14 protein-coding genes are annotated in these 14905 nt (G+C 46.2%); all 14 read left to right on the top strand.

Translation table 11 applies throughout. The annotated features are described in order from the left end of the window. Nucleotides 1-190 precede the first annotated feature (190 nt). Nucleotides 191-1069 carry a glucose-1-phosphate thymidylyltransferase RfbA gene (gene rfbA / locus Q0110_RS05890; RefSeq protein WP_297904088.1) on the top strand — a complete coding sequence of 293 codons (879 nt, stop codon included), beginning with the start codon at nt 191-193 and terminating at the stop codon, nt 1067-1069. A 25-nt stretch (nt 1070-1094) separates the two neighbouring features. Next, a complete protein-coding gene (locus tag Q0110_RS05885; protein WP_297904086.1) occupies nt 1095-2171 on the top strand; it encodes a GDP-L-fucose synthase in 1077 nt (358 codons plus the stop codon). Nucleotides 2172-2188: 17 nt separating this feature from the next. Continuing rightward, entirely contained in the window at nt 2189-3340 is a 1152-nt protein-coding gene (gene gmd / locus Q0110_RS05880) for a GDP-mannose 4,6-dehydratase (RefSeq protein ID WP_297904083.1), read from the top strand. A 109-nt stretch (nt 3341-3449) separates the two neighbouring features. Continuing rightward, the gene (locus tag Q0110_RS05875) at nt 3450-4595 is read left to right on the top strand and encodes an OmpA family protein (protein ID WP_297904080.1); all 1146 of its coding nucleotides are present in this window, start codon (nt 3450-3452) and stop codon (nt 4593-4595) included. A gap of 96 nt (nt 4596-4691) precedes the next feature. Then, a complete protein-coding gene (locus tag Q0110_RS05870; protein ID WP_297904077.1) occupies nt 4692-6089 on the top strand; it encodes an undecaprenyl-phosphate glucose phosphotransferase in 1398 nt (465 codons plus the stop codon). 69 nt (nt 6090-6158) lie between these two features. Further along, nucleotides 6159-6581, top strand: coding sequence for a Holliday junction resolvase RuvX (ruvX, locus tag Q0110_RS05865; RefSeq protein ID WP_297904073.1), 423 nt, complete (start codon nt 6159-6161; stop codon nt 6579-6581). A gap of 3 nt (nt 6582-6584) precedes the next feature. Beyond that, the gene (gene def, locus Q0110_RS05860) at nt 6585-7142 is read left to right on the top strand and encodes a peptide deformylase (protein ID WP_297904071.1); all 558 of its coding nucleotides are present in this window, start codon (nt 6585-6587) and stop codon (nt 7140-7142) included. A gap of 20 nt (nt 7143-7162) precedes the next feature. Further along, a complete protein-coding gene (locus Q0110_RS05855; protein WP_297904068.1) occupies nt 7163-8710 on the top strand; it encodes an acyl-CoA carboxylase subunit beta in 1548 nt (515 codons plus the stop codon). A gap of 12 nt (nt 8711-8722) precedes the next feature. Beyond that, nucleotides 8723-9055, top strand: a complete 333-nt coding sequence (locus Q0110_RS05850; protein ID WP_297904065.1) for a biotin/lipoyl-containing protein — start codon at nt 8723-8725, stop codon at nt 9053-9055. A 41-nt stretch (nt 9056-9096) separates the two neighbouring features. After that, nucleotides 9097-11217 carry a tetratricopeptide repeat protein gene (locus tag Q0110_RS05845; protein WP_297904062.1) on the top strand — a complete coding sequence of 707 codons (2121 nt, stop codon included), beginning with the start codon at nt 9097-9099 and terminating at the stop codon, nt 11215-11217. Between the two features lie 90 nt (nt 11218-11307). Beyond that, the gene (thrS, locus tag Q0110_RS05840) at nt 11308-13263 is read left to right on the top strand and encodes a threonine--tRNA ligase (protein ID WP_297904059.1); all 1956 of its coding nucleotides are present in this window, start codon (nt 11308-11310) and stop codon (nt 13261-13263) included. A gap of 33 nt (nt 13264-13296) precedes the next feature. Then, nucleotides 13297-13911, top strand: coding sequence for a translation initiation factor IF-3 (infC, locus tag Q0110_RS05835; RefSeq protein ID WP_297904056.1), 615 nt, complete (start codon nt 13297-13299; stop codon nt 13909-13911). Nucleotides 13912-13966: 55 nt separating this feature from the next. Further along, nucleotides 13967-14164 (top strand): 50S ribosomal protein L35, encoded by a 198-nt coding sequence (gene rpmI / locus Q0110_RS05830; RefSeq protein ID WP_297904053.1) that lies wholly within the window; start codon nt 13967-13969, stop codon nt 14162-14164. 105 nt (nt 14165-14269) lie between these two features. After that, entirely contained in the window at nt 14270-14614 is a 345-nt protein-coding gene (gene rplT, locus Q0110_RS05825) for a 50S ribosomal protein L20 (protein WP_297904051.1), read from the top strand. Nucleotides 14615-14905 lie beyond the last annotated feature (291 nt).

The raw sequence follows: 14905 nt of genomic DNA, 5'->3' as shown, positions 1-14905 counted from the left end.
ATTTCCGTATGTCCGTATATGTATGTTATTAGCTCATTCCCTGTATGTTATGGCGTATCGTCCTGTCAGTATATGAACGATTTTTTGAAAACGATGCGTTGATATATTATTATTTGTTTAACTTTGTATACTTTTAGGGGCGATGTGGAATCGATCCTGAGCTAGTATTGTCGAATAAAATGGAAAGAATATGAAAGGTATAGTTTTAGCCGGTGGATCGGGTACTCGTTTGTATCCGATAACCAAAGGAGTTTCCAAGCAACTTCTACCTATTTACGATAAGCCGATGATTTATTATCCGGTATCCGTGCTCATGCTGGCGGGGATACGGGAGATTCTTATTATATCGACCCCGCAAGATTTGCCGGGTTTCCGCCGTTTACTGGGCGATGGCTCCGATTATGGCGTTCGTTTTGAATACGCCGAGCAACCTTCGCCGGACGGATTGGCGCAAGCTTTCATCATTGGAGAACGCTTTATCGGCGATGACTCCGTTTGCTTGGTGCTTGGCGATAACATCTTTTACGGACAGAGCTTTACCCGTATGTTAAAAGAGGCCGTTAACAAGGTGGAGAACGAACAAAAAGCGACCGTGTTCGGTTACTACGTAAACGATCCGGAACGCTATGGCGTGGCCGAATTCGATGCGGAAGGGAACGTTCTTAGTATCGAGGAGAAACCCAAGCAGCCGAAGTCGAATTATGCCGTGGTAGGATTGTATTTCTATCCGAACAAGGTGGTGGATGTGGCCAAGAATATCAAGCCTTCCGCTCGCGGGGAGCTGGAGATCACTACCGTGAACCAGTGGTTCTTGAAGGATGGGGAGTTGAAGGTGCAGTTGTTGGGGCGTGGATTCGCTTGGTTGGATACCGGGACCCACGACTCGTTGTCTGAGGCATCTACTTTCGTTGAGGTGATCGAGAAGAGGCAGGGCCTAAAAGTGGCTTGTCTCGAAGAGATCGCTTTCAAGCAGGGATGGATTGATGAGAAGCGGCTTGAGCAAGTGGCCTTGCCAATGATTAAGAATCAGTATGGCCAGTATTTGATGAGGTTGATTGATAATAAGTAGAAGTAGTTCAGAATACGAGATGTTGATGGAAAAAAACAGTAAAATATTCGTTGCCGGTCACCGGGGCTTGGTAGGTTCTGCCATCTTGAATAATTTGCGTAGCAAAGGATATACGAATTTCCTGCTTCGTACGCATGCGGAGCTGGATTTGACGGATCAAGTCGCCGTGAACGAATTTTTCGCGACCGAGAGACCGGAGTATGTCTTTTTGTCGGCGGCACATGTCGGCGGTATCATGGCGAACAGCCTATACCGTGCGGATTTTATCTACATTAATTTGATGATTCAGAATAATGTCATTCATGCCTCTTGGAAGAATAACGTAAAGAAATTATTGTTCTTAGGAAGTACTTGCATCTATCCCCGTGAGGCCCCCCAGCCGATGCCGGAGGATTGCTTGCTGACATCTCCTTTGGAATATACCAACGAGCCTTATGCGATCGCCAAGATAGCGGGTATCAAGATGTGCGAGAGTTACAACCTGCAATACGGGACGAACTACATCGCCGTGATGCCTACGAACCTCTACGGGCCGAATGACAATTTTAATCTGGAAACTTCCCATGTATTGCCTGCTATGATCCGTAAGATCCATCTGGCGAAATGCCTGCATACGGGAGATTGGGAGGCCCTGCGTAAGGATATGGACATTCGTCCGGTAGAGGGCGTGTCCGGAAAAGCCTCCGAGCTGGAGATACTCTCCGTGTTGGATAAACAGGGTATCCGTCCGGGCGAGGTGGAGCTATGGGGAACCGGCAAGCCGCTTCGTGAGTTTTTATGGAGCGAGGAGATGGCCGATGCTTCTGTTTATATCATGGAACACGTAGATTTCGAGGATGTACGCCAGAAGGAAGGCGAGGTACGGAATACACATATTAATATAGGTACGGGAATCGAGCTTTCGATCCGTGAGATTGCCGAATTAATCCGGAAAGAGATAGGTTTCGAGGGTGAGTTGAGATTTAACCCGGCCAAGCCGGATGGTACGCTTCGCAAGCTGACGGACGTAAGCAAGTTGCACGCCTTAGGCTGGCATCACACGATCGAGATCGAGGAAGGGGTGAGACGACTCTATAGATGGTATTTAGGAATTGAGAACTGAAAATTGAGGATTAGAAGATGAGTAAAGTAGCGTTAATAACAGGTATCACGGGGCAAGATGGCGCCTATCTTACCGAGTACTTAATCAAGAAAGGATATACGGTACATGGTATCAAGCGTCGTTCTTCCATGTTCAATACGGATCGTATCGATCATTTATATCAGGATCCTCATGTGGAAAACCGTAATTTAATCCTGCATTATGGCGATTTGACGGATAGTTTGAACCTTACGCGTATCATTGGCGAGGTTCAACCGGACGAGATCTATAATTTGGCCGCTATGAGTCATGTAAAGGTGAGTTTTGATACTCCCGAATATACGGCGAACGCGGATGGTTTGGGGGTATTGCGTATCTTGGAGGCGGTACGCTTGCTGAATTTGATCCCGAAGACGCGTATCTATCAAGCCTCTACGTCCGAGTTGTACGGATTGGTGCAGGAAGTTCCGCAGAAGGAGGCCACTCCTTTCTATCCGAGAAGCCCTTATGCGGTAGCGAAATTATACGGTTATTGGATCACGGTGAATTATAGGGAGGCTTATCATATGCATGCTTCCAACGGTATATTGTTTAATCATGAATCTCCACTAAGGGGAGAGACGTTCGTGACCCGTAAGGTAACCCGGGCGGTTTCGCGTATCGCTCTGGATATGCAAAAGAAAGTTTATATGGGCAATCTTTCCTCCAAACGGGATTGGGGACACGCAAAAGATTACGTGCGTGCCATGTACGCTATTTTGCAACAAGACGAACCCTCGGATTATGTAATCGCTACCGGGATAACTACTACTATCCGGGACTTTATCCGTATGGCTTTTGAGGAAATAGGTGTAGGAATCCGCTTTAAAGGGGAAGGGGTAGAAGAGGTCGCTATCTTGGAATCAATAGATGAGAAATTGTTCATCGAGAAGGTAGGAGATGCCTATCTGGAGAACCTGAAAAAGCGTGTGGGTGAGGAAGTTGTAGGTGTAGACCCGCAGTATTTCCGTCCTACGGAAGTAGAGTTGCTGATCGGTGACGCGACGAAGGCACACACCCGGTTGGGATGGGAGCCGGAGTACTCATTAGCGGCATTAATCGAGGATATGATGAAGAATGATATAAAGTTGATGAAAAAGGAGTCTTATCTGAAAGAAGGAGGCTATAAAATTTTGAACTATTTCGAGTAAGTTCGAAACAATTCGAGGATTTTATTTGTTGTATTTACAAAAAGAGTTAAATTTGTGAGAATTTTAAGATATATAGGTAATTGATTGTTTAATTAAAATGTTTAAAAATATGAAGACAAAGGTTTTGCTTTTAGCTTTGTTGTCCGGTTTTGTATTCTCTGTGGCAGCGCAGGAATATCAACCGAAGGTGGGCTTCAGCAATGAGGCTGGTTATAAGACTAATTTTAAGAAGAATAAAGCTCGCGATAATTGGTTTATTTCTATTGCGGGTGGTGCCAGCGTATTGTTGGGCGACCAAAATGGAGAGGCGGATTTCAAGAATCGTTTAAACTTCGCTCCGCAGGTGTCTTTCGGTAAGTGGTTTAATCCGTATCTGGGATTCCGTACGCAGTTGAATGGTGGTATCATCCACGGTTTTGAGGGTGATGGCGCGCAGTTCATGCAACATAATAAATATGTGGCCGCTCATGTGGATTTGTTATGGGATATCACGAACTTTTGGGCTCCTTATAGAGAATCCAAGGTGTTCCGCTTGATTCCTTGGGTCGGTTTCGGTTATGCGCAACGTTTCAAGACTACGGAGTCTTACGATCGTCCAAGAACGGAGTCTCCTACGTTGAACGCCGGTATCTTGACCGCTTTCCGTTTGAGCAAACGTGTAGATTTGAATGTTGAGCTTCAAGGTTCTTTGTTGAATGAGCAATTCAACCGTGTCGAGATGTTTCACTTGACAGACGGTATCGTGCAATTGAGTGCGGGTTTAACATTCAAGTTGGGCAAGACGGATTTCGAGGTATTGGAGCCGATGGATTACGCCTTGTTGAACGACCTGAACAGCCAGATCAACTCTTTGCGTGCCGCTAACGATGAGTTGAGCAAACGTCCGGTTTCCTGCCCAGAGTGTGAGGAGACTGTTACCGAGGTTGTAAATAACTACGTTGACAATGTGGTTTACTTCCGTATCAACAGCGCTAAGATCGACAAGAACCAGCAGATCAATATTTACAATACCGCTGAGTTCATAAAGAATAACAATACCCCGATCAAGGTGGTAGGTTATGCGGACAAGAAGACCGGTACTTCCGATTACAACATGGGACTTTCCGAGAAACGTGCTAGAGCGGTCGCTAAGGAGCTTATCGAGAAATATGGTATCTCCTCCAGCCAGATCACTATCGAGTGGAAGGGTTCCGATGAGCAACCTTACGGCGAGAATAGCTGGAACCGTGTGGTAATTATGAGCGCTAATAATTAATTCGCGAATTAATACTTTAAAAAGGCCGTACTTCCGGGTACGGTCTTTTTTTTGCGCCGGAAAATACTTACTTTTGTAAGAATTTATCGAATTGCTATGATATTGAACAAAAAACATGGTTATTTAATCCAATGGCTGATCGGTGTAGGAGATTTGATCGTTTTGAATCTTTTGTTTATGGCCGTTTTTCATCTGCTTGCCTCTAAATATACGGAAGCGATATCTTATAATCTGAGGGAGGTTATCTTGTTATTGAACTTCTGTTATTTCTTCTCCTTATACTTTATCCCGATCCAGTTGCATCAGGCGGTTGTGTTTATCGACAAGATCGTACAACGGGCGTTCGGGCTGATTACCGTACTGATCTTCTTGTTTGCCACTTGCTTGATATTCTTGAATGTAGGCGATGTCTTGGCTACCTTCCTTTTGGTCTATTACGGTGTATCCGTTATCCTGTTCTCTCTTTGGCGGGTCTTGGTCCGTTTGTCCTTGAAGTTTTATAGACGGAAAGGTTATAACTTCAAGAAGGTAGTGATCGTCGGGGCCGGAAAGAATGGCATGGAGCTTTATCAAGTCATGAAAGATGATTTGAGCTATGGTTTTAGCGTGAAAGGATTCTTTGATGATAACGACTCGTTGAAAGATGTCTTGCCTAATTATTTGGGTAAGACAAGCGAGGTGGAAAACTACGTGCTGGAACATGATATAGACGAGATTTATTGTACCTTGCCGGGCACGAATAACGGGAAGATCGTGAGGCTCCTGAATTTCGCCGAGAAGAAGATGGTACGTTTTTATATCGTACCGGAGTTTTACCGGGATGTGAAGAAGAGTATGGTAATGGAAGTGATGGAATCGATCCCATTGCTGACAGTCCGCAGGGAACCTTTGCAGTCCGCTTATAACCGTTTTTTGAAACGGACGTTCGATATCTTGTTCTCGTTGGCGATATTATTTACGATTTATCCGGTCTTGTATGTCGTGGTCGGTATATTGATTAAGTTAAGCTCGCCGGGACCGGTCTTGTTCAAGCAGAAACGTACCGGATTATATGGACGTGATTTCAAGTGTTTTAAATTTCGAACGATGAAGGTGAACGCACAGGCAGACACGTTGCAAGCCGTCAAGAATGATCCCCGGAAGACCCGGATTGGCGATTTCTTGCGCCGGACGAATCTGGATGAGTTCCCCCAGTTCGTGAACGTCCTGTTGGGAGATATGTCCGTGGTAGGCCCTCGTCCGCATATGTTGAAGCATACCGAGCAATACTCGGCCCTGATCGATAAGTATATGGTACGGCATTTGGTGAAACCGGGAGTCACGGGATGGGCGCAAGTCACCGGTTACCGGGGAGAGACCAAAACGTTAGAACAGATGGAAGGGCGTGTGAAGAGAGATGTATGGTACATCGAGAACTGGACGTTTTTCCTTGATTTAAAGATTATTGTGGTTACGGTATTGAATATGTTTAAGGGAGAAAAGAATGCGTATTGATCCTACCCGTTGCACACTTTTTGAGAATTTGTGTAATCCGTATTTATATTTATGCTATATTCGCGCTCGATGGGAAGGATAATTGCAATAGATTATGGCCGGAAGCGTACAGGGATAGCCGCTACGGATACGTTACAGATGATCGCTAACGGCGTGGCGACAGTCCCTAGTGGAGAGGTCGTGAGATACTTGTCTGATTATATATCCCGGGAACCGGTGGATTTGTTTGTGGTCGGGCTACCGAAACAAATGAATAATGAGCCTTCTGAGAATATGAAATACGTGGAGGCGTTCGTGACCTCTCTGAAGAGGAAGATACCGAATATACCGGTAACTTATTACGATGAGCGGTTCACGTCGGTCTTGGCTCATAAGGCCATGCTGGAAGGAGGTTTGAAGAAAAAGAGACGGCAAGATAAAGGGCTGGTCGATGAGATTAGCGCCGTGATCATCTTGCAAACTTATTTAGAAAGTAAAAAATATCAATTATAACTTATGATTTTACCCGTATTTTTATATGGTCAGCCTGTATTAAGAAAAGAGGCAGAGGATGTACCTGAAGATTATCCCGACTTGAAACAGCTAGTCGCGAATATGTTTGAGACGATGTATAATGCCGACGGGGTGGGGCTTGCCGCTCCTCAGGTGGGTTTGTCCATTCGCCTGGTAGTCATAGACGGAGACGTGATGAGAGACGATTTTCCCGAATGTAAAGGTTTCAAGCGCGTGTTGATTAATCCGGAGTTCCTTGAGCGTAGCGAGGAGGAAGTCGCCATGGAGGAAGGTTGCTTGAGCTTGCCGGGAGTACACGAGAAAGTGTCGCGCTCGAAAACAGTCCGCGTAAGGTACCGGGATGAGAACTGGGAGGAACACGAGGAATTGGTGGAAGGTTTCGCCGCCCGTATCGTGCAGCATGAGTGCGAGCATCTGACAGGACATGTCTTTATAGACAACGTATCCGCTATTCGCCGCCAATTGAATAAAGGCAAATTAAATAGTATCATTAAAGGGACGGTTCGTTGCTCTTACCGGGCGAAGGCCGTTGGCAAATAATAAATCTATAAATAATCGATATGACAGATTTAAGTAAAAACATTGAGGCTCTCAGGGAAAAGAAAGCCGTTATCGAGATGGGCGGTGGCGAGGCCGCTATCGAGAAGCAGGTGGCGATGGGAAAACTTACTGCCCGTGAGCGTATCTTGGCTTTGTTGGATAAGAACTCTTTCCATGAGTATGACATGTTCGTGAAACATGATGGCCGTGATTTCGGCATGGAAAAGAAAGTTTTGCCGGGAGATGGTGTGGTTACCGGTACGGGTACGATCTTTGGTGCTCCGGTCTGTATCTATGCGCAAGACTTCACGGTGGCCGGTGGTTCGTTGGGCTTGCAACACGCCCGTAAGATCACTAAGATCATGGACCATGCGTTGAAGATGAAATGTCCGATCATCGGAATCAATGACTCGGGAGGCGCACGTATCCAGGAAGGTGTTGGTGCTTTGGCCGGTTATGGTGAGATATTCTATCGCAATACGATCGCCTCGGGTGTGATCCCTCAGATATCCTTGATCCTCGGTCCTTGTGCCGGTGGTGCCGTTTATTCTCCGGCGTTGACGGACTTCGTGTTCGTGGTCGAGAATATCTCCAAGATGTTTATCACCGGACCGAACGTTATCAAGACCGTGCTGGGCGAGGATATCTCTATGGAGGATCTTGGCGGCGCACGTGTACATGCGGAAACTACGGGTAACGCTCATTTCTATGCCTTGAGCGAGCAGGAATGTTTCGATCAAGTGAAACGTTTGGTAAGTTTCATTCCTTGGAATAACCAGGAACGTGCGAAAGTGGTCGAGCCGAAGGAGCCGTCCGCTATGCTGAATATCGAACAGGTGGTTCCGGCAGACCCGAAACAACCCTATGATGTTCGCGATGTCATTAAATGTATTGTTGATGACTCGGACTTTTTGGAGATCCAAGAGCTGTGGGCCGCTAATATCGTGATTGGTTTTGGCCGTATGGCGGGAGAGACGGTAGGTTTCGTCGCGAACCAGCCGATGGTTTTGGCCGGTGTGCTTGATTGTGATAGCGCGGACAAGGCCGCTCGTTTCATCCGTTTCTGCGACTCATTTAATATTCCTATCATCACATTGGAGGATATGCCGGGTTATCTGCCGGGCGTAGACCAAGAACATGCGGGCGTGATCCGTCACGGAGCTAAGGTTCTGTACGCTTATTCGGAGGCTACCGTTCCTAAGATTACGGTTATCTTGCGTAAGGCGTACGGTGGAGGTTATATCGCTATGAACTCCCGTCATTTGGGCGCGGACTTCATGTTCGCTTGGCCGAGCGCCGAGATCGCTGTTATGGGGCCGGAAGGTGCCGCTAATATCATCTTCCGTAAGGAGATCATGGAAGCGGAAGACCAGAACGCTATGCGCCAAGAGAAGGTGAAAGAATATATCGAGAAATTTGCGAACCCGTACGTGGCGGCTTCCAAGGGATTTATCGATTCTGTGATCGAACCGAAAGAAACCCGTTCATTATTGCTGCATGCGCTGAAACTTTCCATCCTAAAAGAGGAATACAGACCGGCCAAGAAGCACGGTTTGCCTCCGTTCTAAATTGATGAGAGTATGGAAAAGAAACACCAGCAAGAAGAATATGTAGACTTCGTGGTGACGGCGCGTAAATATAAGACGTTGCTTACAGCGAAGTACAAGAACCGACCGATGTGGCATAAGCCATCGGTTGGCGACGTGGTTTCTCATCTTCCCGGAACGATTATCAAGATCATGGTAGAGGAAGGCCAGGCAGTGGAGGCCGGACAACTCCTATTGATCCATGAGGCGATGAAAATGCAGAACCGGGTGGTTGCTCCCGTATCGGGAGTCGTTGTCGAACTCAATGTAAAAGAGGGTGATAAGATAACGAAGAATCATTTAATGGTAAAAATAGAGCCTAAGTAAGATAATTTACTTATTTTTGCCTCTCAATCATTTTTAATAGGATGAAGAAGGCAACACTCTTTTTGATATTACAGATATTTACGATTTCGCTTTTTGCGCAGATTAATACGGACCGTGTATTGGCCATTGGTAGGAATGCCCTTTATTTTGAGGACTATGTTCTTTCCATCCAATACTTCAATCAGGTTATCAAATCCAAGCCTTGGTTGGCGGAACCTTATTTCTACCGTGCGGTAGCGAAAATAAATCTGGACGATTTCAAGGGGGCCGAGGAAGACTGTTCTTTATGTCTTCAACGGAACCCTTTTTTAACGCAAGCGTATTATGCCCGCGGCATCGCCCGCCAAAGCCAGGAGAAATACGATGAGGCGATTGATGATTACCGGAAAGGGCTTGAGTTCAAGCCCGAGGATCGGCAGATGCTGGTGAATATGGCGGTAGCTTTTATCCAGAAGAAAGACTATAACGGGGCAGAGGAGACATTTGACGATTTAATGACCGCCCATCCGAAATATTCCATGAATTATCTGACACGAGGCGCTATGTATCTGGAGAAAGGGGATACGGTGAAAGCCTTGGCCGACTACAATAAGGCGATCGAGATGGATCCTTATTATGCGCCGGCGTATGGTAACCGTGCGATCCTTCATTATCAGATGGATAATTACAAGGATGCCTTGGCCGATTTAAACGAGGCGCTCCGTCTGGATACCCGCGAGAGCGGATATTATATTAACCGGGGATTGGTACGTTATCAGATGAATGACTTGAGAGGCGCGATGGCCGACTATGATCAGGTGATCAGCATGGATAGCCGGAACTTGATCGCACGGTTTAACCGGGGCTTGCTTCGGTTTCAGGTCGGGGATAACAACCGGGCTATCGAGGATTTCGATGTCGTGATCCAACAAGAGCCGGATAATTATATGGCTTATTACAACCGTGCGTTGCTTCGTTTCGAGACAGGGGATTACCGGGGGGCCGTACAGGATTACGATGTGGTATTGAATCAATATCCTACTTTCCTGCCGGGCTTCGTGAGCCGTTCGGAGGCGAAGCGTAAGCTGGGAGATAACGCGGGGGCGGATCGTGACTATTGGGCGGCCATAAAAATGGAGGAGCAAGCCAAGAACGGGACGTTGCCGAAGAGCTCGTCATCCGGCTCCAATACGGCCGGTGGAGATGCCAAGGCGGACGATTCGGAGGAGAATACCCGTGAGGAGTCTGATAAAAACATCAATAAGTTCAACCGTTTGGTCGTATACGATAAGGAACAGGAGCGTAAAAGTAAATACCAAAGTGAGGTCCGCGGGCGTGTGCAAGACCGGAATGTCCATGTGGATCTGGAGCCTCAGTTCGTCTTGACTTATTATGAGAAAGCGGATCCCGTAAAGAAATTGGTTTATTACGACAAGATGGTGGAGGATTACAACGCCCGGATGGTATTGAGACGTAAATTGCGTATCACGAATGAGGAAGCCGCCCTGACGGAAGACCAGATCGCCATACATTTTGCTTCTATCGATGAGTATTCTGCGGATATCGAGCGTGATCCGAACAACGCCGATGCCTATTTTGGCCGTGCGATGGATTTCATGTTGGTGCAGGATTTCTCGGAGGCGATAAAGAACTTCTCGGAAGCGATCGAGCGAAACCCTTCATTTACGATGGCGTATTTCAATCGTGCGGTGGAACGTTATAAGCAATTGATGTACAATCAATCCCAGCAAGCGAACAAGGATACGTACGACTTGAGTGGCTCGGGTATGAACTTGAATATCGGCAGGTCTGCCCAGTCGAGGATAAATTCCAATACATCGGTAGATCCACGGAGCGCCATGTTGAAAGATAATAAACGAGCTTATGAGCATGAGCAGATCATGAGGGATTATGATATGGTGATCAAGCTGAATCCGGGTTTTGTGTATGCCTACTTTAACCGGGCGAACTTGCGTTGTGCCCAGCGTGACTTCCGTGCCGCTATCATTGATTACGACGAGGCGATCGAGCGAGACCCGGAATTTGCCGAGGCCTACTATAACCGCGGATTGGCCCGTCTGTCGCAAGGAGACGTGAACCGGGGCATCGCCGACTTGAGTAAGGCAGGTGAGTTGGGTATCTACAACGCCTATAGCATTATCAAGCGGATGACAAGCCGCTGATATTGCGAATTATTCGAGTTAAATGTTTCTCTGATAGAAAAGAAATATTAACTTTGTGGGCTGAATATAAAGAATTTTAGAGAATAGAATATGATAAAGATTACATTTCCGGACAATTCCGTAAGAGAATATGCAAAGGGAACGACTGCTATGCAGATAGCGGAAAGCATTAGTTCTCGTTTGGCACAGGAAGTGCTAGCCGCAAGCGTGAATGGAGAGGTGTGGGACTTAAGCCGTCCTATCAACGAAGACGCTACGGTGAAACTTCTGAAGTGGGAAGACGAGGAAGGTAAACATGCGTTCTGGCATTCCAGCGCTCACCTTATGGCGGAGGCTTTGCAAGAATTATATCCGGGTATTAAATTCGGTATTGGTCCGGCGATTGAGAACGGTTTCTATTATGACGTAGATCCGGGTGAGGCCGTGATCAAAGAGGGGGATTTTCCCGCTATCGAGGCTAAGATGCTTGAGTTGGTAGCCAAGAAAGAAGAAATCAAGCGTCAGGACATTACCAAGGCAGATGCCATGAAAATGTTCGGCGATAGAGGCGAAGTGTATAAGACGGAGCTTATCAGCGAGTTGGAAGACGGTACGATCACTACCTATACACAAGGTTCTTTTACGGACTTGTGTAGGGGGCCGCACTTACCGAATACCTCTTATCTGAAGGCTGTCAAGATATTGAGCGTAGCCGGCGCTTATTGGCGCGGCGACGAGAAGCGCAAGCAATTGGTTCGTTTGTATGGCATTACTTTCCCGAAAAAGAAAATGTTGGATGAGTATCTGACATTATTGGAGGAGGCTAAGAAACGCGATCACCGTAAGATCGGTAAGGAGATGGACTTGTTCATGTTTTCCGATACGGTGGGTAAGGGCTTGCCGATGTGGTTGCCGAAAGGTACCGCTTTGCGTTTGCGTCTGCAAGAGTTCTTGCGCCGTATCCAAGCTCGTTATAACTATCAGGAGGTAATGTGTCCGCCGATCGGTAATAAATTATTGTATATTACCTCCGGTCACTACGCTAAATACGGTAAGGATTCATTCCAGCCGATTCATACGCCGGAAGAGGGTGAGGAGTACTTCTTGAAACCGATGAACTGTCCTCATCACTGTATGATCTATAAGAATTCTCCTCGCTCGTATAGAGACCTGCCATTGCGTCTCGCCGAGTTCGGTACGGTTTGTCGGTATGAGCAGAGCGGCGAGCTGCACGGATTGACCCGTGTTCGCAGTTTTACGCAAGATGACGCTCACATTTTCTGCCGCCCCGATCAGGTAAAGCAGGAGTTCTTGAATGTGATGGATATTATCTCGATCGTATTCAAGACGATGAATTTCGAGAACTTTGAGGCTCAGATCTCTTTGCGCGACAAGGTGAATCGTGAGAAATATATCGGTAGCGACGAGAACTGGGAGAAGGCTGAGCAGGCGATCGTGGAGGCTTGTGAGGAAAAAGGCCTGAAAGCTAAGATCGAGTATGGAGAGGCCGCTTTCTATGGGCCAAAACTCGATTTTATGGTGAAAGATGCTATCGGTCGCCGTTGGCAGCTAGGTACGATCCAGGTAGATTATAATTTGCCGGAACGTTTCCAATTGGAATATACAGGTGCCGACAACCAGAAGCACCGTCCGGTTATGATCCACCGTGCGCCGTTCGGCTCGATGGAACGTTTCGTGGCTGTATTGATCGAGCATACCGCCGGAAAGTTCCCGTTATGGTTGACACCGGAGCAGGTATGTATCATGCCGATCAGCGAGAAGTTCAATGATTACGCTTGGCAGATCGCACGAGAGCTAGGCAATCAGGAAATTCGCTCTATCGTAGATGATCGAAATGAGAAGATCGGTCGTAAAATCCGCGACAATGAATTGAAAAGAATCCCTTATATGCTCATTGTAGGAGAAAAAGAAGCGGAAAATGGTGAAGTTTCTGTAAGAAAACAGGGCGAAGGTGATAAAGGTTCGATGAAAATTGCTACCTTTGCAGCGCTTTTGAATGGCGAAGTAGAGGATATGATGAATCGCTGGCAAAAAAGTAATGATTAAATAACTAATAACGAGGAGAATAAATCTTTTTGAATGAAGAATGACAATCTGAAAGAACAGTATAGAATCAACGAGCGTATCCGTGTTCGTGAAGTTCGTTTAGTAGGTGATAATGTAGAGACGGGTGTTTATCCGATTGCTCAAGCGCTGAAAATAGCGGAAGAGCAGGGGATGGATCTAGTTGAGATTTCACCAAATGCTGCGCCCCCCGTTTGTAGAGTAATCGATTACCAGAAATTCCTCTATCAGCAGAAAAAACGTCAGAAAGAGCAAAAAGCGAAATCCGTGAAAGTGGTCGTGAAAGAGATTCGGTTCGGACCTCAGACAGATGACCATGATTATAATTTTAAGTTGAAGCACGCCAAGGGATTTTTGGAAGAAGGTTCGAAGGTTAAAGCCTACGTGTTCTTCAAAGGTCGTTCTATTCTTTTCAAAGAGCAGGGAGAAGTTTTGTTACTTCGTTTTGCCAATGATTTGGAAGACTACGGAAAGGTAGAGCAGTTGCCGGTATTGGAGGGAAAACGTATGATCATCATGCTTACTCCGAAGAAAGTAGGGGCTAGTTCTGCCGCTGCGCCGAAAGCCGTGAAGAAAGTGATCACGACCCCTAAGCCTAAAAGCGAGGGAGATAAACAAACAGAAGAATAAAATCCGTCCCTGATAGAAGGGAGGTTAAGTTTAATAATTAAAATATAATTGGAAAATGCCTAAGATGAAGACTAATTCCGGTGCCAAAAAGAGGTTCGCCCTTACCGGAACAGGAAAGATCAAAAGAAAACACGCTTTTAAGAGTCATATCTTGACAAAGAAGACTAAGAAGCAAAAGAGAAATCTTACTCACACGGGTTTGGTAGCTAGTGTTGACGTAAGCAACGTAAAGCAGATGCTTTGCATGAAGTAATCTTTATTCATTAAGCGAGTTTTATAACGATTTTTATTAACCGAATGCATTAGCAATCAAGTTCATCCTTAGAGGTGACGCTAACATTCAAAACAGATTAGAATTATGCCTAGATCAGTAAATCATGTTGCTTCAAGAGCAAAAAGAAAACGGATTTTAAAACTAACCCGCGGTTATTATGGCGCACGTAAGAACGTTTGGACCGTAGCGAAGAATACATGGGAAAAAGGTTTGACTTATGCTTTCCGCGACCGTCGTAACAAGAAACGTAATTTCCGTGCCTTGTGGATCCAGCGTATCAATGCTGCCGCTCGTATGGAAGGTTTATCTTACTCTCGCCTGATGGGTGCTTTGCACGCAGCCGGTATTGAGATTAACCGTAAGGTTTTGGCAGATTTGGCCATGAACCATCCGGAAGCATTCAAGGCTATCGTAGCTAAAGTGAAATAAGTTTTTGCTATATAGTTAAAGGAAGAGTCTCCTTGAAAAGGAGGCTCTTTTTTTGTTGGTTTTGTTTGGTTATGTCAATGTGATTACATATCTTTGTAACAAGAAAAAGATAAACAAGGAATGAGTTAAGCCGCACTTGTTCGATTGGGAAACTCATCAGTTTATTTTAATTCCGAGACATAGCTCTTGTCGCCAATGGCGGGCCGCGCCCTTCGGGGTATGCTTAGCACGGCGGATTACAAAGGTGGCAAAGCACTCAAATCCTGTCATACGGAGTTTGTTCATATCTAC

Source organism: uncultured Parabacteroides sp. (assembly GCF_947855115.1).
Taxonomy (GTDB): Bacteria; Bacteroidota; Bacteroidia; order Bacteroidales; family Tannerellaceae; genus Parabacteroides.
Note: the sequence above shows the minus strand (reverse complement) of the source record. Positions and strands in the feature narration are given on the sequence as shown.